At 57.7% G+C, this 19342-nt stretch carries 15 protein-coding genes and 1 riboswitch; of the genes, 8 read left to right on the forward strand and 7 right to left on the reverse strand.

Translation table 11 applies throughout. The annotated features are described in order from the left end of the window. Positions 1-160: 160 nt before the first annotated feature. Together CFB04_RS02925 and CFB04_RS02930 are read left to right on the forward strand one after the other, a co-directional pair. Positions 161-1612, forward strand: coding sequence for an ammonium transporter (locus CFB04_RS02925; RefSeq protein WP_088533885.1), 1452 nt, complete (start codon positions 161-163; stop codon positions 1610-1612). Positions 1613-1858: 246 nt separating this feature from the next. Then, positions 1859-2602 (forward strand): sensor histidine kinase, encoded by a 744-nt coding sequence (locus CFB04_RS02930; RefSeq protein WP_088533886.1) that lies wholly within the window; start codon positions 1859-1861, stop codon positions 2600-2602. A 17-nt stretch (positions 2603-2619) separates the two neighbouring features. Here the strand turns inward: CFB04_RS02930 and CFB04_RS17760 are convergent, their stop codons facing one another. Continuing rightward, complete coding sequence (locus tag CFB04_RS17760; protein ID WP_157698695.1) at positions 2620-2766, reverse strand: hypothetical protein; 147 nt, start codon at positions 2764-2766, stop codon at positions 2620-2622. 189 nt (positions 2767-2955) lie between these two features. Between CFB04_RS17760 and CFB04_RS02935 the strand changes: the two genes are divergently transcribed. After that, positions 2956-3198: a hypothetical protein gene (locus tag CFB04_RS02935; RefSeq protein WP_088533887.1), complete on the forward strand. Its 243-nt coding sequence runs from the start codon at positions 2956-2958 to the stop codon at positions 3196-3198. Between the two features lie 57 nt (positions 3199-3255). On the opposite strand, the gene hcp (CFB04_RS02940) is transcribed toward CFB04_RS02935, so the two are convergent. Continuing rightward, a complete protein-coding gene (gene hcp / locus CFB04_RS02940) occupies positions 3256-4911 on the reverse strand; it encodes a hydroxylamine reductase (RefSeq protein WP_088533888.1) in 1656 nt (551 codons plus the stop codon). Between the two features lie 138 nt (positions 4912-5049). On the opposite strand from hcp (CFB04_RS02940), the gene CFB04_RS02945 reads away from it, so the two are divergent. Then, positions 5050-5307 carry a hypothetical protein gene (locus tag CFB04_RS02945; protein ID WP_088533889.1) on the forward strand — a complete coding sequence of 86 codons (258 nt, stop codon included), beginning with the start codon at positions 5050-5052 and terminating at the stop codon, positions 5305-5307. Between the two features lie 65 nt (positions 5308-5372). Here the strand turns inward: CFB04_RS02945 and CFB04_RS02950 are convergent, their stop codons facing one another. The 5 genes from CFB04_RS02950 to CFB04_RS02970 form a co-directional block, all read right to left on the reverse strand. Beyond that, positions 5373-5798, reverse strand: coding sequence for a PAS domain S-box protein (locus CFB04_RS02950; protein ID WP_088533890.1), 426 nt, complete (start codon positions 5796-5798; stop codon positions 5373-5375). Next, entirely contained in the window at positions 5785-6417 is a 633-nt protein-coding gene (locus CFB04_RS02955; RefSeq protein WP_088533891.1) for a DUF6448 family protein, read from the reverse strand. Before CFB04_RS02955 ends, CFB04_RS02950 begins: the two co-directional genes overlap by 14 nt. Positions 6418-6498: 81 nt before the next feature. Continuing rightward, a complete protein-coding gene (locus CFB04_RS02960; protein ID WP_088533892.1) occupies positions 6499-7185 on the reverse strand; it encodes a hypothetical protein in 687 nt (228 codons plus the stop codon). Between the two features lie 88 nt (positions 7186-7273). After that, on the reverse strand, positions 7274-8899 hold the full coding sequence (hcp, locus tag CFB04_RS02965; RefSeq protein WP_369833317.1) for a hydroxylamine reductase: 1626 nt from the start codon (positions 8897-8899) through the stop codon (positions 7274-7276). A gap of 314 nt (positions 8900-9213) precedes the next feature. Beyond that, positions 9214-10884 (reverse strand): tetratricopeptide repeat protein, encoded by a 1671-nt coding sequence (locus CFB04_RS02970; protein WP_088533894.1) that lies wholly within the window; start codon positions 10882-10884, stop codon positions 9214-9216. Positions 10885-11212: 328 nt separating this feature from the next. Here CFB04_RS02970 and treY point away from each other — a divergent pair, with 328 nt between their 5' ends. From treY to CFB04_RS02990, 4 genes are all read left to right on the forward strand, one after another. After that, positions 11213-14170 carry a malto-oligosyltrehalose synthase gene (treY, locus tag CFB04_RS02975; protein WP_088533895.1) on the forward strand — a complete coding sequence of 986 codons (2958 nt, stop codon included), beginning with the start codon at positions 11213-11215 and terminating at the stop codon, positions 14168-14170. 223 nt (positions 14171-14393) lie between these two features. After that, entirely contained in the window at positions 14394-16616 is a 2223-nt protein-coding gene (gene glgX, locus CFB04_RS02980; RefSeq protein WP_088533896.1) for a glycogen debranching protein GlgX, read from the forward strand. A 125-nt stretch (positions 16617-16741) separates the two neighbouring features. Then, positions 16742-16846: riboswitch (SAM riboswitch) on the forward strand. 71 nt (positions 16847-16917) lie between these two features. Further along, positions 16918-18057 carry a PLP-dependent aspartate aminotransferase family protein gene (locus tag CFB04_RS02985; RefSeq protein WP_088533897.1) on the forward strand — a complete coding sequence of 380 codons (1140 nt, stop codon included), beginning with the start codon at positions 16918-16920 and terminating at the stop codon, positions 18055-18057. 62 nt (positions 18058-18119) lie between these two features. Beyond that, on the forward strand, positions 18120-19253 hold the full coding sequence (locus CFB04_RS02990; RefSeq protein ID WP_088533898.1) for a PLP-dependent aspartate aminotransferase family protein: 1134 nt from the start codon (positions 18120-18122) through the stop codon (positions 19251-19253). The last annotated feature ends 89 nt before the right edge of the window (positions 19254-19342 follow it).

Raw genomic sequence — 19342 nt, forward strand, 5'->3', positions numbered from 1 at the left:
AACAGCCATCTCGACGCCGTCCTCGAAAGCCGCCGTGTGCGGCGTAGCGCTGCTACGCCTCCGTGGGGCTTCCTGCGGGTGCGACGACCTGGCTATTTTTGAACAACCTCAGTTTTTCAGCAGGCGAACAAGAACCATATAAACGCTGACGGAGGTTCATATGAAGCTTAGAATCTGGATGACATATCTCATTGCTCTGCTTACCCTGGCGGCTCCTGTAGCGGCTTTAGCCGAGGAGGCAAAACCTGCCGCGGTCCAGGCTGTGACTGCCGCGACCGCACAGGAGGCGCCGGCTGCAGCGCCGGCTGCTGCTCCTGCCGATGCGGAGAAGCCCAAAACCGTCGATCCGGTGCTCAACACCGGTGATACTGCATGGATGCTCGTTTCGAGCGCCCTCGTGCTCTTCATGATTCCCGGCCTCGCTTTCTTCTATGGTGGCATGGTGCGGCAGAAGAACGTCCTCTCTACACTGATGCATTCCTTCGTGGCGATGGGGATCGTGGGGGTGCAATGGGCGGTGATAGGCTACTCCCTTGCGTTCGGTCCCGATGTCGGGGGAGGTCTCCTCGGAGATTTTTCCAAGGCCCTCCTGAACGGTCTCATCTCCTTCAAGGATGGCGCCCCCGTCTACACGCTCTTCCAGAACGTGGCCAGCGAGCCCGGCTCCATTCCCGAATACGTCTTCGCAATGTACCAGTGCATGTTCGCCATGATCACGGTTGCTCTGATTTCGGGCGCACTTGCCGAGCGGGTGAAGTTCTCCGCCTACTGCCTCTTCGTCCTGCTCTGGACCACACTGGTATATGATCCGCTGGCTCACTGGGTGTGGATGGTTGATGGCTGGCTCTTCAAGAAAGGCGCCCTCGATTTCGCAGGCGGTACCGTCGTCCATCTTTCATCCGGTATCTCCGCTCTCGCTGTTCTTATATTTCTTGGAAAGCGTCACGGATTCCCGCACGAGAGGATGGCGCCACACAGCCTTCCGCTGACGATGCTCGGAGTCGGAATGCTGTGGTTCGGCTGGTTCGGCTTCAATGCGGGATCCGCGATTGTCGGCGTGAACAACTCGGACGCTGCCGGAGGGCTGGCGGGCCTCGCTTTCGCAACTACAACCATTGCTCCTGCAGCTGCAGGTCTTTCCTGGATGCTCGCCGAATGGATTCATGCAGGCAAGCCTTCTGCCCTGGGCTTCGGATCAGGGGTCGTCGCCGGCCTGGTCGTCATCACTCCCGCCGCCGGATTCGTGCAGCCAGGAGCCGCAATCATCATGGGGCTGGCTGCCGGTGTGGTATGTTACCTGGGTGTCCTAATGAAGGCACGGCTCAAGTATGACGATTCTCTGGATGCCTTCGGTGTGCATGGTATCGGCGGCACCTTCGGCGCGATCCTTACGGGCGTTTTCGCATCGGTCGGTGCTACCGGCCTAATGTCCGGCAATTTCAGCCAGTTCATGACCCAGTTGATTGCCGTTGTTGCTGCAGGCGCCTATGCTTTCCTGGTGACCATCGGCATTGCTTTCCTCCTGGACAAAACCATCGGCCTGCGAGTGGAGAAAGAGGATGAAATCATGGGCCTCGATACGACTCAGCATTCGGAGAGTGCCTATAACTGAAACGTCCGTCCTTCATTGTTATGGCCGCCTTGATGGCGGCCTTTTTTTATAGGAAGGGTGCCGCTTTTTTTAGCACCCACTGCACGAAACGGTGCAGAACAGGGCCGTCATGCCGAAAGTTATGGGCGTGCCGTCAGTCAAATCAAAGGCTTATGCTGATGGCATATCTTATGCCTCTTTCTGAAGCAGCGATTCCTGTCTCGACTGCAGCCCGGCTGGACGGCCCCACGGAGGCCACGGAGCACGATGGAGAACCTGCTCGCGACATACCTGGAACCCGAAGATGGGGACACCGAACGGTTTCTCGATCAATTGGCAGTCAACGAGAAGATGTCGGAGCTGGGGCGGCTGACGGCAGGCATCGTGCACGAGTTGAATACCCCGCTTTCGGTGATAGTTTCCGCGGCGCAGCTGATCCTGCGGGAGCGGGATGTCCCGGAATACGTTGCCGAACTGGTGGAGCGGATCGGGGTCGAAGCGCAACGGCTGGCTCAGTTAACGAGAGGTATTCTCTCCTTTGCGGGCAACGGTGGCGGGAGCTGCGAAGCCGACATCAACGACGTGCTGCGCGAGGTCATGACCTTTCTGAAATACGAGGCGCAAAAGCGATCGATCACCGTGACCGAGTCGCTCGATTACAGCCTCCCTGCCATCACTACCGACAGCAACAGATTGAAGCAGATATTCATCAACCTCATCATGAACGCTCTTCAGGCAATGGAGGGGGGCGGTAATCTCAAACTTCAAACGACGTGGGGAAACGGGCGGGCAGAAATCGTGGTTGCCGATAGCGGGCCGGGGATCCCTGTGGAGCATCTCCACCTGATTTTTGATCCGTTCTTTACGACCAAGGCGCCGGAGAAGGGCACCGGCCTCGGGCTTTACATCACGAAGAGGCTTACGGAATCCCTCGGGGGTGACATCCGTGTGAACAGTACCCCGGGAAGGGGCGCAACATTCGTTATCTCCTTTCCCCTCTCTTCTACTTGACCGGCAATGGGTATCTTTCAGCCGCAGATACCTACCAGATTGACCTTCTCCCATCTCACCTCACAGCTGATCGAGCAGCAGAAGTGGTTCCTGCCGTTGAGCCTGCGTAGAATCATCTTTTCATTAGGTCCCAGCTGACCGCAAACTGCACATTTCACATTCATGATACGCTCCTGAAGTTTTGAATTAATATACTTTAACACGGGCCGCTTTTCAGTCAACGTGAGCCGGGAATTTCTCCACCGGCAGCCGACCTGCGCGGATTGACAGCCGTATGCTGAGGTCTACACTGTAATCAGGTCGACATTACACACCCGAGAGATCGGACGGTCCTATGGAGAAAGGAGGCAGCAATGAAGCGAATCGTACTTTTGTCGGCGGTACTGGTTTCCCTTGCCTTGTCCGGCTGTGCCAGCAAAGCGGGGACCGCGGGGGTGGGGGTTCTCGGAGGGGCGGCAGCCGGTGGGGGCGCCTATGAATACAGGTTGAATCAGGAGATGCAGAGGATCGAAGACGAGCATAAGGCAGGCAAGATGGAGAAGGAGGAGTACGAAGCACGGAAGGACACCATAAACAGGCTGAGTATCATCAAATAGTCCGGATGCAGGGAAGGCAGTGGCCAAGCCACTGCCTCCCCGAACCCTGCTGTCCGGTCATGTCCCCAACGCCTGCCGCAAATCCTGTTCGGGGGTAGTGGTCGGACCCAGTGCATAATTCTCCACCAGGAAGTTCAGCACCGCCGGCGAAACGTACGCCGGCAGCGAAGGCCCGAGCTTGATCCCCTTGATCCCCAGGTGCAGGAGCGTCAGCAGGATAACATGTGCTTTCTGCTCGTACCAGGAGAGGATCATGGAGAGGGGGAGGTCGTTTACCCCGCAATTGAAGGCGTCCGCCAGGGCCAGAGCTATTCTGACGGCGGAATAGGCATCGTTGCATTGACCCACATCGAGCAATCTCGGGATTCCGCCGATATCTCCGAAATCGAGACGGTTGAACCGGTTCTTGCCGCAGGCGAGGGTGAGAATGACGCAGTCTTTCGGAACCTGCTGCGCCAGGTCTGTGTAGTAGTTACGTCCCGGCTTCGCTCCGTCGCACCCTCCTATCAGGAAGAAGTGCCGAACAGCGCCGCTCTTGACGGCATCCACCACCGCTCCCGCCACTTTGAAGACGGCCTCGTGGCCGAATCCTACAAGTATTTCCTTCCCCGGATTTTCCGGGAGGTCGGGAAGAGCCAGTGCTTTCTCTATGACCGGAGTGAAATCGTACCCTTCCAGGTGCGGGATGCCGGGCCAAGCGACCTCTCCCCAGGTAAATACCCGGTCGGCGTAGGAGGCGTCGGGCCTCTGGATGCAGTTGGTGTTGAAGATGACCGCGCCGGGGAAATCGGGAAGTTCCCTGGTCTGGTTCTGCCATGCCCCTCCGAAGTTGCCGGCGAAGTGCTCATATTTTCTGAGGCCGGGATAGCCGTTTGCGGGGAGCATTTCACCATGGGTATACACATTTATGCCCTTTCCCGCGCTCTGTTTCAGGATTTCCTCCAGCATCGGCAGGTCGTGTCCCGAAACCACGATTCCTTTACCCGCACGGGTGCCGAGGTTGACCTTCATCGGCTCCTGGTCTCCGAAGCGCTCCGCATGTCCCTGATATAGGAGTTCCATCGTCCGCAGGTTCATCTTTCCGCACTCCAGGGAGAGCGCCACGAAATCCTTGAGCTGGAGTTTGGGGTCTGCCGTGGCGGCCAGGGCCCGATGGATGAAGGCGTAGATATCCTCATCTTCCTTACCCATTTCCGTTGCGTGCCAGGCGAACGCTCCCATCCCCATAAGCCCGTAGATCAGGATCTCGATGGTGGACAGAACGTCCGGGTCTTGATGCCACGTCAGCACTCCGTGCTTCCGCCCCTGGGCGACCAGCCCCTCTATGTTTTCCGCCGGAGTCCACCTTGCGGGTTCAGCGTCCAGCGGCCGTGCTGGTTCGTTCTTTCGCTCCCGATAGGCCTGCTCATAGAGGGTGCGTGCTTTTTCCTTGATCCTGTAGCAGTTATACAGCCTGCGGGAGATGTCCTCCGGGTCGAAGTTCACGTTCGTCACCCGGGTGAATAGCCCGTCGAGCATGAACAGGTCTATCTCCCGGTCCTTTGCCCCCAGTTCTCTCGCCCGGTGGGCATAAACCGCCACCCCCTTCAGCCCCTGGATCATCAGGTCGAGAAGGGCGGAGACCTTCGGGTCCTTGCCGCAGTTTCCCATTACTTCGCATCCGACTCCACGCGCCGCCTGCTCACACTGTCTGCAGAACATAGCTGATTCCATGGGAAGCTCCTTTATCGCAAATTTCTTTCTGGAAGTATGGCAGGAAGATGCGGATTTTCAATGTCTGCTGCTTCTTCTAAGTTTTTGACATTTTTACCGAAGCATTGTAGTTTGAAAAAAATTTTATTGGAGGGTGCTATGAAAAGAACTGTAGGATTGGTGCTTGTTGGTGCATCGCTTTTTCTCGGCGGCTGTATGGCAAAGATGACGGGGCCAGGCGGTGCCGGGGTCGACGTTTCCAAGATGACGCAGACCGAGATGGACTGCTTCATCCACGTACTCGGATTCGGCCCTTTCAAGAACGCGGTCCTCAAGCAGAAGGCTGATGTTGTCCAGTACAGCTTCGAGAACTATTTCGTTTGGGGAAGAGTCTGCGCGGAAGGGTACAAGAAGTAATTCATAAGAAGTTCCGTCCCGTAACAGCTTCAAGTCAGGAGAGCTGCTGTTACGGGACCTCGATTTCACCTGGAAGCTTCGCATTCCGACAGCCGTTTCTTCAGTTCCTTCTCTTTCTCCCACCTCTCCGACACGTCCCTCATGATTGCGCCGCTCCCGGTGATGGTTCCGTTCCCGTCGCGGAGCAGCACGATGCTGAATTCCGTCGAGAGCCGGCCACCGTCCGTGCGGATAGCGGGTACTGCCAGAAGGCGGGTGGAGTACCTGGTCATTCCCGTCTCCATGACCCGCCGATACCCCTCCCAGTGCCGCACGCGCTGGTTTTCCGGGATGATGAGGTCGAGGGATTTTCCGAGCGCCTCCGCTTCCGAATAGCCGAAGATCCGCTGCGCTCCGCTGTTCCAGAAGCGGATGATCCCATCCACGTCTGCCGCGAGAATTGCATCGGGGGCCTTCTCCACCAGCTGCCTGAGCAGGTCAATGTCCGTCATGATTCTCGGCCCCCGCGTGATCCTGCCCTGCATTGCCGTGACCCACGGGACCTACCGCTGCCTTGTGGAGCCCTTCCAGGTAATGGGTATATTCGACGTACGCAGCTACGAATGCGCGTCCCTTCTCTACGCTCTCGTCCTTATGCAGGAGAGCTTCGGCGACCTTCTCGTAGCGGGTGCGGATGCCCTGCTTGACGGCTTCGGTGAGGCCTTCTACCAGCTGGTCGGCAGATCCTGCGGCGAGACTGCGGTCCCCTGCGGCGATAACCGCATCGATCTCTCCGGCGGGCTTGAGGCCGGTGAAGGGAGCTCCTTCCCCCGCACGATGGATTCTTACCAGCGTCTCGTAGAACCTTTTCCTGGCCCTTTCCTGATCCTTTTTACCCTTTGCGGCGAGTGCTGCGGCGAAGGCTTCCTTCACCTCACTCTCGTCACCGGCATGTACCCATTTGAGCACCGGTGTGACCACTCCCGCTTCCAGCGCAACCTCTGCGTCCCGTACCACCGGTCCGTCCAGGGTGTCGCAGTGCGCGTAAGCATTGCCCTGGAGGCCGAAGATGAGGGCCGCTGCAGCCATTGCCACCGTGAGTCCCCGTATGCATCCGTTGCTTGGTGTCATGTCAATTTCCCTCCTTATCAGAGAATCGAACCTTTTACTGTCAATCAGGATTATACCTCACAACAGGTTCTGACGAAGCCGTCAGCGAGATTTCAAGAGAACCGAGAATTCCTTCTGAAAGCTTGCGGGCTCCATTCCGGCTTTGGACATGAGGCCTCCCCAACTGGTCGATCCGCTTTTCACCTGCTGAAGAAGCTGTCGCGCCGTTTTTTTAGTTTTAATTGCGAGAAGCGAGGAGATGATCACCTCCTGATTGGTTCCACCGGATCTGCGAAGGGCGGAAAGCTCCTGCTCGTCGAGCAGCCGGTTGTTTACGAGGAGGTCGTCGACAACCGCTTCGGCGAGTCTGGCATCGGGCTGCCTTGCGGCTGCTGCCCCCGCCAGCTTCCCTCCGAGACTTTTGGTGTTTATGCCGAGATGTGCGAGGACGTCGTTCCAGCTTGCCTTGGTCTGTTTCGTCTGGAGGAGTGAGTCAGCCGAACGTCCCGACCGGGAAGCAATGCCGTGGGCCAGCCAGAGATCGTCGGAGGAGGTTCCGCGCTGCTTGCTCAGGACGATGCTCTTCTTGTCCACCTTATACGCAGCCGCGAGAAAGGAGTTTTGAGCGTTGGCTAGAAAATAGGGGTCCGCAGCCGTGGGGCGCGCCGCGTCGTAGGAACGGTCGGTGAAGCAGTGGCAGGTGATGGCCGGGGTCGCGAAGACCGGCAGGGGCGCGCAAAGGAAGATGGCCAGACAGAAGTGGTAAGGGATATGTCGGAGGCTGATCATTTTGATTCCTTTCAGGTGTTCCGGTTACAGCCCCGGGGAACGACGAAGGGGGAGCTTGGCGCTCCCCCTTTGTCCTTCTCTGCCTGCACTACCCGAGGATCTGCTTGAGGTCCCCTTCGGCGGTTCCGATGGGGGCGATGTTGAAGTTCTCCACGAGGAAGTTGAGGACGTTGGGGGTGATGAACGCCGGCAGGCTCGGCCCCAGCTTGATGTTCTTGATCCCCAGGTGGAGGAGCGTCAGGAGGATCGCCACCGCCTTCTGCTCGTACCAGGAGAGGATCATCGAGAGGGGGAGGTCGTTGACGCCGCACTTGAATGCCCCCGCCAGGGCCACTGCGATCTGGATGGCACTGTAGGCGTCGTTGCACTGCCCGATGTCGAGGAGCCTTGGAATTCCGCCGATATCGCCAAAATCGAGCTTGTTGAACCGGTACTTCCCGCATGCGAGGGTGAGGATGACGCAGTCGTTGGGGACTTTCTCGGCGAACTCGGTGTAGTAGTTGCGCCCGCTTTTCGCGCCGTCGCACCCCCCGATGAGGAAGAAGTGGCGGATCTGCCCGGCCTTCACCGCGTCGATCACCTTGTCGGCCACGCCCAGGACCGCATTGTGCCCGAAGCCGGTGAGGATCTCCTTGCCGGGGTTGTCGGCGAAGCCGGGGAGTTCCAGAGCTTTTGCGACCACTGCGGAGAAATCCCATCCGTCGATGTGCTTCACGTCGGGCCACTGTACGAGGCCCCAGGTGAAGAGACGGTCCTTGTAGCTGTCGGCCGGGCGCTGGATGCAGTTGGTGTTGAAGATGATGGCGCCGGGGAAGTTGACGAATTCCTTGGCCTGGTCCTGCCATGCTCCGCCGAAGTTCCCTGCCAGGTGCGCGTACTTCTTGAGCCCCGGGTAGCCGTGGGCTGGGAGCATCTCACCGTGGGTGTAGATGTTGATGCCGGTTCCTTCGGTCTGTTTGAGGAGTTCCTCCAGCATCCGAAGGTCGTGCCCCGAGACCAGGATCGCTTTCCCAGCCTTGGTTCCAAGCTGCACCGGGGTCGGCACCGGATGTCCGTAGCTGTCGGTGTTGGCCTTGCTGAGGAGCTCCATCGTTACCAGGTTGATCCGCCCGCACTCCATGGCGAGGCCCACGAAGTCCATCAGCCCCAGGCTCCTGTCCAGGGTGGCGGCAAGGGCCTTGTGGGTAAAAGCGTAGATTTCGTCATTTTCGAGGCCTATCACGAGGGCGTGGTGGGCGTAGGCGGCATATCCCTTCATACCGTAGAGGATGATGTCCTGGACGGATTTTACGTCGGGGTCGATAGTGTCGTCCTTTACTCCGTGCTGAGCCCCGAGAGCCACGAGTTCGGCGGTGGAAGCGGGTGCGAAGGGCTTGGCTGCATCGGGAACTTCACCGGCGAACGCGCCGCCGTTGGCCCTCTCGTAGAGGCTCTGTGCCTTGTCCCGAACACCGGCCGCCTGTCGGACCAGCTTTGCCACTTCTTCGGCGCTGAAGTCGACGTTGGTGACGGTGGTGAAAAGTCCGTCAAGCATGAACCGGTCGATCTCCTGGTCTTTCACCCCTTTGGCGCGCGCCTTGTCGGCCCAGAAGGCGATCCCCTTCATTGCGTAGACAAGCTGGTCCTGAAGAGCCGCCACGTCGGGCTGCTTACCGCAGACCCCGATCTTGCTGCAACCGCCGTTGGCCGCCTGCTCGCACTGGTAACAGAACATGTTCATACTTTTTTCCTCCCTGATTGAATTGGTTGCTTCGGTGGATATTCCGAGCCACTCCATGATTTTTTTCATCCCGTTCTCCTGTCTTACGTCCCGATGCTGCGGAAGGTGTTGTCATCGTATGGGGAGAAATTAGCGGGAATTCGGCGATGCCGCTTTGACCCAAGTCAACAAAACGGATTTCATCGGGTAGGGTTGACCAAAGGGGGCAAAGGGCTTGGAGACATGTAGGATGGCTGGATTCTCTATCCGCCGGGGCAGGGGCGACAGAAGGGCCCGGTAAAACTTCCGTGATCAATTCCTTATCCCCGCTAGCGGAGCAACGGTGTCGGGGAAGAAGGAACATTCTTCAGCGAGGATATTCTTTTCGCGTTGAGCATCGACTGAAGCTTGAAGTTATCGGTGTCCCTGTCATTGGACTTCTGTGCGAGCGTATAGAACTGCAGTGCCTGGTCATATTTCCCGAGGGACTCGTGTACTTTCCCCAGGTAAAAGAGTGCCGGCAGAAAGTCGTTCTTCTTGAACAGTGCTCTTTTCAGTGAATGAATCGCCGTGTAGTAATCACCTTTTTCATAGGACCCGATGGCGTTGCCGATATCGAATTCTATGCTGGAGGGGTTTATCTGGTACGACTTTTTGTACAGCATGCCAGCTTTCTCTATGTCGCCCCTCTGGAGGTAGTAGGCATCTCCGAGTATTCCGTATGCTATGTAATTGTCATCAGAGGCGCTGATCGTGTACTCGAAAAGAGTGAAGGTGTTTTTCCATACCTTCACCTGATAGAATGTCCTCACCCCCAGTGCCAGCAGGATTCCCGCAGCTGCCGCTACAAGAAGTCTCCTGCGCTCCGAGCTCCTTGTGATCTCCTCCAGCCCCCACGCTACCATGATAAAGATTCCTATCAGCGGCACGTATGCGTACCGGTTGGCCATTGCAGCCCACAAGCCGCTTCTCACCAACCCTATCATCGGAACCATGGTACCCAGGTACCAGAGCCATCCGACAAGGAGGTAGGGACGCTTCTGTTTTTCCCTGTACGCATAGAACGAGACTGCCGCGAGCAACAGGAAGGCTCCGGCGACCTGCCAGAGTGGATATTCTTTTGGAAATGGGTAGAAGACCGGAAGTTCCGCAGGCCAGATCATCTTGAGGATGTATCCAATGTAGGAAACGAGAGCGTTGCTGACCTTATCCATTAGTCCGGTCTGACCGTTAACGTCGGATACGCCGAGCCCTTTTGCGGACTGCATCGTGATTATGCATGTGATGCAGGTTATGGCGAGAAGCGGGGCCTTTTCCAGAATCGCCCTGCGCAACACTCTTCCAATGTCGGCCCACGTATCGTGATTACCTGGTTTCATGGCGAGTTCCATCCTGTTCAGCGGCCAGACGTCCAGGAGCAGCAGCAGAAATGGGAGAGTGACCAGCATCGGTTTTGCCAGCAGGCTCAGGATGAAGAAAAGGGTAACCAGGATGTACCAAGCGATATTCCTCTTCCTGACATACTCGACGTAGGAAAGAATGGCCGCCATTCCGAAGAAGCAGCTAAGCAGGTTCTTTCGTTCCGCTACCCACGCGACGCTTTCGACATTGATCGGGTGGATGGCAAAAAGCATGGCAACCAGGAAACTGGGGAATGTCTTTTCAGTCGTCCTGTTAAGAATGAAAAAAAGCAGGAGGGCGTTCAGCAGGTGAAGTGCCAGGTTCTCAAGGTGGTAAAAGGCAGCATTGAACCCGAACAGCTGGTAATCCAGCATGAGGGAGAGCCAGGTGAGCGGGTGCCACACCGATTTATGGGAGGAGATGGAGAAAGCCCACTTTATACTGTCAAAACTGAACCCTTTCTGTATTTCGGGGTTCTGGGTGATGTACAGAAAATCGTCATAACTTACAAAGCCATTGTATGACACCTGCCAATAAGCAAGAATTGTAATACCGACAATTACAGAAACAGCGAGGTAATTGGATCTGTTGCTGAACATAATCATCCTCTTTCTGTATCAGCTTCATACAGCTGTTGACGATGTATTGTATTTCTTTTCCCTGGCTGATCGATCCCCATTCCATCACTATTGCTCAAGCCTTTGACCAACAGCCGGCTTCTGCAAAGGATGATGAAAAACCTTCCGTGTTGACAGGTTATATTACGTTTGCAGGCGTTTTGCAATGACCAGCTCTCCCGGCGAAGCCGGAGAGGGCATTTCCTCCGCTGTTGTATCCCTCCATCGAGATGGTATCATTGGTGATGATTAATAAACAGCGCGGGAAATATGACGGATTCACCCACCTGGTCATCAATGGGGATCATCAATGGACAGAGGCATTCCAGGCATAACGGTACCGGCAGCGACCTACCGGCTCCAGTTCAACAAAGAGTTCACCTTTAATGCGGCCTCCGCCCTGATCCCTTATCTCGCAGAGCTGGGCATAACCCACGTCTATGCTTCCCCCTTCCTGAAAGCTCAGACTGGAAGCCTCCACGGCTACGACATAATCGACCATGGCGCCCTCAATCCAGAGGTGGGTACCGAGGAGGAGTTCGCCCTGTATCTGGCTGCCCTGGAACAGCACGGCATGAGCCAGATTCTCGACATAGTGCCGAACCACATGTGCGTCGAGAGCAGCGAGAATCTATGGTGGCAGGATCTGCTTGAAAACGGCATAGCGTCGCCCCGTGCATCCTATTTCGATGTCAACTGGCAGCCGGTGAAGCGCGACCTCACCAACAAGGTGCTTCTGCCGGTTCTCGGGGCGCAGTTCGGCCGGATACTGGAAAACAAGGAGCTGTGGCTGGTGTATCAGGAAGGGGCCTTCTATGTTTATTACTACGACCACCGGCTTCCCCTGTCTCCCGAATCGTACCCGCTGATCCTGTCCCACAGGCTGGAGGAACTGGGGGAGAGCCTTCCTGAAGCAGAGAGGGAAGCCCTGGAGGACCTGCAGAGCGTCATTGCTGCCTTCGAACGCCTGCCATCGGGGGCAGGGGGGGACGAAGGTGCCGTGGCGGAGCGCATGCGTGAAAAGGAAGTCACCAAGCGACGGTTGTGGAAGCTCTGCTGCGACAACCCTCCGATAAGGGAGTTCATCGACCGGAACGTGGAGATATTCAACGGCATCAAGGGGGAGCCCTCATCGTTCGGTCTCCTGGAGCGTCTTCTTCTTCAGCAGTCCTTCCGCATCGCCCACTGGAGAGTGGCTACGGAGGAGATCAACTACCGCCGTTTTTTCGACATCAACGCTCTCGGCGCGATCCGGGTCGAGCTGGCCCCCGTATTCGAGGAGGTACACCGCCTGGTCCTCGATCTCATAACCAGGGGGAGGGTGTCGGGGCTGCGGGTGGACCATGCCGATGGCCTCTATAATCCGGGAAAATACTTCCATCAGCTCCAGTTTGCGTGCTTCCAGAAGCTGTGGCTTCACCACAATTCACCCGGTCAATCTCCGGACGATTGCACGGAATTGCGTCAGGAGGCGGCATCGGCGTACCAGCAGCTTGTGGAGGCGGACCCTCATTACAAACCCTTCTACGTGGTGGGAGAGAAGATACTGCTGCAGAACGAGTCGATGCCGAAAAACTGGTCTATTCACGGGGAAACGGGATACTCCTTCATCAACAGCATCAACCACCTCTGCGTCCACGGGGAAAGCCTGGAGACATTCGACACATTTTATCGGAACTTCACCGGAATCCAGGACAACTTCCGCAGGATGTTGTACGACAAGAAAAAGCTCGTCATGTACTCCTCCATGGCAAGCGAAGTGAACACTCTGGGGCACCGCCTGAGCAGCATTGCGGAGAACAACAGGCATACCCGGGACTTCACCCTCTACAGCCTGATCAAGGCGCTCGCCGAGGTGATCGCCTATTTCCCCGTCTACCGTACCTACACCAACTCCCTGCTGGTGACGGAAACCGACAGAGAGCAGATACATCGGGCCGTTGACAGGGCGCAGCGCAAGGCCCGCGGCATCGATCCCTCCGTGTTCGGCTTCGTGCGGGACGTACTGACGCTGCAGTTCTACGATGAAATGGAGGATGAGCACAAGTTTCAGTGGCTCGATTTCGTGATGAGGTTCCAGCAGATCACCGGGCCGGTCATGGCCAAAGGCATGGAGGACACGACATTCTATGTCTACAACAGGCTGATCTCCCTGAATGAGGTGGGGGGTGATCTGGACAGTTTCGGCCTTTCCATCGCCGACTTCCATTCGACCAACATCGAGCGGGTGAACCATGCACCTCACGGGATGCTCGCTTCCTCCACCCATGACACGAAAAGGAGTGAGGACGTCCGGGCAAGGATAAACGTTCTCACCGAGATCCCGGACGAATGGATCGGTGCCGTATCCCGCTGGAGCCGCACGAACCGTAAGCACAAGAAGCTTGTGGATGATGAACTGGTTCCCAATGCCAACAAGGAGTATCACCTCTATCAGACCCTTGTGGGGTCCTGGCCGCTCAACAGCGATGATCCCGCCGTATTCGCAAGCTTCAGTGGCAGAATCAGGGAGTACATGCTGAAGGCGCTGCGGGAAGCGAAAGAGCGCACGAGCTGGATAAACCCGAACGAGCAGTACGAACAGGGAATACTTTCCTTCATCGATGCAATACTCTCCGACAGGACTTTCCTCGACGACATGAAGCTGTTCATCGGGCCGGTGGCCCTGTGCGGGATGTATTCATCCCTTTCCGCAACGCTCCTGAAGATGACCTGCCCGGGGGTGCCCGATTTCTATCAGGGAAGCGAGCTGTGGGACCTGCGGCTGGTCGATCCCGACAACCGGCAGCCGGTGGATTACGAGCGCAGGGCAAACCTTCTGCGGCAGATACAGGGGATGGAGAAGGAGGCGGGGGCGCGGGCGGTCGCCGAAAGGCTTGCGGAGAAGATGGAGGACGGAAGGATAAAGCTTTTCCTGATCCACAAGCTGTTGCAGTTCCGCCTCGCCCACCAGGATATCTTCCGTGCCGGAGACTACAAGCCCCTGGAGGCGACCGGGAAGGGCGACCATCTCTGCGTCTTTTCCCGGACATGGGGAGTGGAGGAGATTGTCGTCGTAGCTCCCCGGTTCTTTTCCCGGCTTACCACCAACGGAAAAAGGAAGCCGTGGGGGGGACAGGTAGGGGAAGACGCATCCTTTTCCGTCCCCGGTGGGGGGAGGTACCGCAACATATTCACCGATGAAATTCATGACTCGGAAACGGGTATTCTTCCAGTTGCTGATCTTCTCACTGTTTTTCCCGTCGCCCTTCTTGCGAAGGAACGATAGCCTCACACTGCTTACAGCACCCAGGTTGTTCAAAAACAGACAGATCGACGCACCCGCAGGAGCGACCGCGGAGGCGTAGCGGCGCTACGCCGCACATTTTCGCTTGCTAAAGTGGACCGCAGCTTTAAGCGCCCGAAGGGTGAGGCCGCAGGCCGAAGTCACAAGGAAGCGACGAGGACGGCGGCGAGATGGCTGTTTTTCAACAACCTCTCAGGAGGGTCACATGAAGGTATGGCCGGGTAAACCTTATCCCCTTGGGGCCACATGGGACGGCTTCGGCGTCAACTTCGCCATCTTCGCCGAAAATGCGGATCGGGTGGAACTCTGCCTCTTCGATTCCCCGGAGGTCGATACAGAGACCGCCCGAATCGAGATGACCGAGCGAACGGACCAGGTCTGGCATGTATACCTCCGGGAGTCGCAGCCGGGGCAGCTCTACGGATATCGGGTCCACGGCCCTTTCCTGCCGGAGGAGGGGTTGCGATTCAATCCGAACAAGCTCCTCATAGACCCGTATGCCAAAGCGCTGGCCGGAGACGTGCTCTGGGACGACAGCCTCTTCGGCTACACCATGGGGGCGGAGAATGCGGACCTTTCCTTCGACCCCCGCAACAGCGCCAGGGGAGTGCCGAAGTCGGTGGTGGTGGACCAGACCTTCGACTGGGAGGGGGACCGGCTGCTACGCAACCCGTGGCACGAAACCATCATCTACGAAATGCACGTCAAGGGTTTCACCATGCGCCATCCGGATATCCCGTCGGAGCTGCGGGGGACCTATTCGGGGATTATTTCGCCTGCTTCGCTCTCCTATCTCAGGTCGCTGGGGGTGACCGCCGTGGAACTCATGCCGGTGCACCAGTTCGTATCGGACCGGATCCTGGAGGACCAGGGGCTCTCGAACTACTGGGGGTACAATACCATCGCCTATTTCGCCCCTGCCGTCCAGTATGCGAGCATCGGGCTCATCGGCAAGCAGGTTGCCGAATTCAAGCACATGGTGAAGACCCTCCACCGGGAGGGATTCGAGGTGATCCTGGACGTCGTGTACAACCACACAGCCGAAGGGAACCACTTGGGGCCGACCCTTTCGTTCCGGGGAATCGACAACCGGAGCTATTACCATCTCATGCCGGAGCGTCGCTATTACCTCGATTTCACCGGAACCGGCAACACCCTCTGCACCAACCACCCGCGGGTGCTCCAGCTCATCATGGACAGCCTTCGCTACTGGGTGCAGGAGATGCACGTGGACGGCTTCCGGTTCGACCTCGCTTCCGCGCTGGCGAGGGAACTCCATGAGGTGGACAAACTCTCCTCCTTCTTCGACATCATTCATCAGGATCCCGTCCTCTCCCAGGTAAAACTGATTGCGGAGCCGTGGGACGTAGGTCTGGGCGGGTATCAGGTGGGGAACTTTCCGGTCCTCTGGACCGAGTGGAACGGCCGGTATCGCGACACCGCCCGGCGCTTCTGGCGAAGCGACGAGGGGCAGATGTACGATATGTGCTACCGCCTCACCGGCAGCAGCGATTTATATACCCGGGAAGGAAAACGCCCCTACGCGAGCATCAACTTCATCACCTGCCACGACGGCTTCACGCTACACGACCTGGTGAGTTACAACGAAAAGCACAACGAAGCCAATCTCCAGGGAAACAGCGACGGACCGGACGACAACCTGAGCTGGAACTGCGGAGTAGAGGGGCCTACGGAGGACCAGGCGGTTCGCTCGCTGCGGAACCGCCAGAAGCGGAACTTCCTGGCGACACTCCTTCTTTCCCAGGGGGTTCCGATGATTCAGGCCGGAGACGAAATCGGCCGGACGCAGAAGGGGAACAACAACACTTACTGTCAGGACAACGAGCTGTCCTGGATAGACTGGAATCTGGACGACGAGCGGCGGACGCTGATGGAGTTCACCAGGCTTCTCATCCAGATCCGCAAGAGCCACCCGGTGTTCCGCCGCCGCAATTTTTTCCAGGGAAAGAACGTCCGCAGTTCGGAGATAAAGGACCTGACATGGTTTTATTCCACGGGTGAAGAGGTTGCGTTCGACCGGAGCGATTTCAACATGCGCTGCTTCGGTCTGCGCCTCGCGGGGGACGCTCTGGAGGATGTGGATTCGGAAGGGAACTATCTTAAAGACGACACGTTCCTCATCCTTCTGAACGCCCACGTGGAAGCAGTCCCCTTCGTCCTTCCGGCCCGCAGCGATTCAGTTCGTTGGGAACTGGTGTTCGATACCGCCGACCCGATCGGCAGGGAAAGTATCGTGGGCAGGCTTAGCCAAGGGGAGCTATACACGATACAGGACCCGGAGGAGAAGGGGGGAGTACTTACCATGAGGCGGGGAGAAGTCTTCAACCTGGAGCCGCGCTCGCTGGCTCTTTTTCGTCACAGGCTCACATCTGAACACTCGGTGCTGGGAGACCGGGTTCTTGTATGAAAACAAGGAGGTTTGCTGCAGGTAGAGGTGGTGATTCTTTAGCGGATCGCAAAATAATCTGTTGACAAGAAAAAAAAGATACTTTACCGTTTGAGTACAAAAAAGGGCATACGCCCACAAGCAATTTCTTATCAAGAGCGACCGAGGGACAGGCCTGATGACGTCGCGGCAACCTCCCGTCAGGGAAGGTGCCAATTCCTGCGGAACCAGACGGTTCCGGGAGATAAGGAAGAGCGATGCACCTCCAGGTGTACAATCCTCTTCCAACCCCGGAAGGGGATTTTTCATTTTGGAGGCAACAATGAACATCGCTACCCAGGCAGCACAGATCGGACTCGATTGGGACACCCGCACCGGCGCGGTCACCGTCCCCGTCTATCAGACGGCAACCTTCCGCCACCCCGGGCTAGGGCAGAGCACCGGCTATGATTATTCCCGCTCGGGGAATCCTACCCGCCAGGCTCTTGAGGAGGGAATCGCACGTCTCGACGGCGGCGCGAGAGGCTTCGCCTACGCATCGGGGATGGCCGCCATCGCCAATATCCTCCTCCTTTTCAAAAGCGGCGATCATATCGTCGTCACCGAGGATCTCTATGGCGGTACCTGCCGGCTCTTCGACCAGATCCTCACCCAGTACGGCCTCGCCTTCACCTACGTCGATACGAGCGACACCGCGGCTGTACGCGAAGCGATCCGCCCCGAGACAAAGGCGCTCTTCGTGGAGTCCCTCACCAACCCGCTTCTCAAGGTTGCCGACATTGCCGCCCTCTCAGCCATTTGCCGCCAGCGGGGGCTTCTCTGTATCGTTGATAACACATTCCTTACCCCGTACCTTCTGCGCCCGCTGGATCTTGGGGCGGACATCACCGTCTACAGCGGCACCAAATACCTCTCGGGACATAACGACACCGTTTCAGGTCTGGCGGTGGTGAAAGACCCGACCCTTGCCGAGCGGGTCTACTTCCATCAGAATTCTGTGGGGGCAGTGCTGGGGCCGCAGGATTCCTGGCTAACGATTCGCGGCATGAAGACCCTTTCTGTGCGCCTCGACCGTCAGCAGGAGAACGCCCTGCGGATCGCGGAGTGGCTTTCCGGTCATCCGAAGATCAGAAAGGTGTACTATCCGGGGCTCGCAGAACATCCCGGCCACGATCTCCTGAAGAAGCAGGCGCGCGGATTCGGGGCGATGATCGCCTTTGAGGTGGAGAGCCCCGATCAGGTGGAGCCGTTACTTATGAAGACCGATGTGATATCCTTCGCCGAAAGTCTCGGAGGGGTCGAGACCCTAATCACCTTTCCGCAGGTCCAGACTCATGCGGACATTCCCCCCGAGGTGCGTACGCGGCTGGGCATAAACGACGTGCTCCTGAGGCTTTCGGTGGGGATCGAGGACGCAGACGACCTGATCGCCGACCTGGCCCAGGCATTGGCAGGCTATTGAGAATAGGTCTAATAGGTCCTATGAGACCTATAGGACCTATCAGTTCAGGAGGAATCATCAGCATGAAAATTGGCACCCGCATCATCCACACCGGAGAAACCGACGAAAGGACAGGGGCCGTTTCGGTCCCGATCTACCAGACCTCGACCTTCGCCCAGAAGTCGGTTGACCATTTCGGAAAATATGACTATGCACGCTCTGACAACCCCACGAGGGAAGCCGTGGAGGAGGCCGTGGCGCAGTTGGAGGGGGGGAGCAGAGGCTTTGCCTTTGCCTCGGGAATGGCGGCCATCTCTTCCGCGCTTCTCCTCTTCTCGCCGGGGGATCACCTGGTTGTCTGCGAGGATGTCTACGGCGGGACCTTCCGCGTCCTGACCCAGCTCTTTTCGCGTCTCGGAATCGAATCGACCTTTGTGGATGCGACCGACCCGGCAGCCATAGAGGCTGCATTCAAGCCCCACACGAAAGGGCTCTTCCTGGAGACCCCCTCGAATCCCCTCATGAAGATCATCGATCTGGCTGCTGCTTCCCGCATTGCAAAGGCACACGGCGCCATTACCCTGGTGGACAACACCTTCATGACTCCGTACCTGCAGCGCCCCCTGGAGCTTGGTTGCGACTTGGTGCTTCACAGCGGCACCAAGTTCCTCAACGGCCACAGCGACGTCATCTGCGGCTTTGCAGTCGTTGGGGACGCCGAACTCGGGAAGCGCATCCGCTTCATCCAGAATGCCTTCGGGGCGGTCCTCGGCCCTCAGGATTCTTGGCTTGTGCTTCGCGGGTTGAAGACCCTGAAGGTCCGTATGGAGGAGAGCCAGCGGGGTGCCGAAAAGATCGCACGGTGGCTTGCGGGAGAGAAACGGGTGGACCAGGTGTTCTACCCTGGCTTAAAGGATCATCCAGGATTTGACGTCCACTCCCGTCAGGCTTCCGGCCCGGGCGCCGTGCTCTCCTTCACTCTCGATTCGCTGGAGACTACGCGCCGGCTCCTGGAGGGGATGCGGCTTGCCTCCTTCGCCGTAAGCCTTGGTGGCGTGGAGAGCATCATTTCCTATCCTGCAAAAATGTCGCATGCCGCCATGCCTCCGGCCGAGCGGGCGGCCCGTGGTATCGGAGATAACCTGGTAAGACTTTCCGTTGGTCTGGAGGATGCGGAGGATCTTATAGAAGAAATGGACCGCCTCATCAACTGCTAGCGCGGCGCCATATTCGCGCCCTTCCGCCGTCGGTTCCTCCTCCTGCTCCTCGACGTAGCGCCGCTACGTCTGCGGGCCATCGGTCGTCA

It is taken from the genome of Geobacter sp. DSM 9736 (assembly GCF_900187405.1).
GTDB lineage: Bacteria > Desulfobacterota > Desulfuromonadia > Geobacterales > Geobacteraceae > DSM-9736.

Bases quoted from the DNA above. Each gene is read 5' to 3' on its own strand.
- glgX (WP_088533896.1), top strand. From the start codon at position 14,394: ATGAAGGTATGGCCGGGTAAACCTTATCCCCTTGGGGCCACATGGGAC.
- CFB04_RS02950 (WP_088533890.1), bottom strand. From the start codon at position 5,798: ATGACGGACATTGACCTGCTCAGGCAGCTGGTGGAGAAGGCCCCCGAT.
- hcp (WP_369833317.1), bottom strand. From the start codon at position 8,899: ATGTTCTGTTACCAGTGCGAGCAGGCGGCCAACGGCGGTTGCAGCAAG.
- CFB04_RS02925 (WP_088533885.1), top strand. From the start codon at position 161: ATGAAGCTTAGAATCTGGATGACATATCTCATTGCTCTGCTTACCCTG.
- CFB04_RS02985 (WP_088533897.1), top strand. From the start codon at position 16,918: ATGAACATCGCTACCCAGGCAGCACAGATCGGACTCGATTGGGACACC.
- CFB04_RS02990 (WP_088533898.1), top strand. From the start codon at position 18,120: ATGAAAATTGGCACCCGCATCATCCACACCGGAGAAACCGACGAAAGG.
- CFB04_RS02955 (WP_088533891.1), bottom strand. From the start codon at position 6,417: ATGACACCAAGCAACGGATGCATACGGGGACTCACGGTGGCAATGGCT.
- hcp (WP_088533888.1), bottom strand. From the start codon at position 4,911: ATGGAATCAGCTATGTTCTGCAGACAGTGTGAGCAGGCGGCGCGTGGA.
- CFB04_RS02930 (WP_088533886.1), top strand. From the start codon at position 1,859: ATGGAGAACCTGCTCGCGACATACCTGGAACCCGAAGATGGGGACACC.
- CFB04_RS02935 (WP_088533887.1), top strand. From the start codon at position 2,956: ATGAAGCGAATCGTACTTTTGTCGGCGGTACTGGTTTCCCTTGCCTTG.
- treY (WP_088533895.1), top strand. From the start codon at position 11,213: ATGGACAGAGGCATTCCAGGCATAACGGTACCGGCAGCGACCTACCGG.
- CFB04_RS02960 (WP_088533892.1), bottom strand. From the start codon at position 7,185: ATGATCAGCCTCCGACATATCCCTTACCACTTCTGTCTGGCCATCTTC.
- CFB04_RS02970 (WP_088533894.1), bottom strand. From the start codon at position 10,884: ATGTTCAGCAACAGATCCAATTACCTCGCTGTTTCTGTAATTGTCGGT.
- CFB04_RS17760 (WP_157698695.1), bottom strand. From the start codon at position 2,766: ATGAATGTGAAATGTGCAGTTTGCGGTCAGCTGGGACCTAATGAAAAG.
- CFB04_RS02945 (WP_088533889.1), top strand. From the start codon at position 5,050: ATGAAAAGAACTGTAGGATTGGTGCTTGTTGGTGCATCGCTTTTTCTC.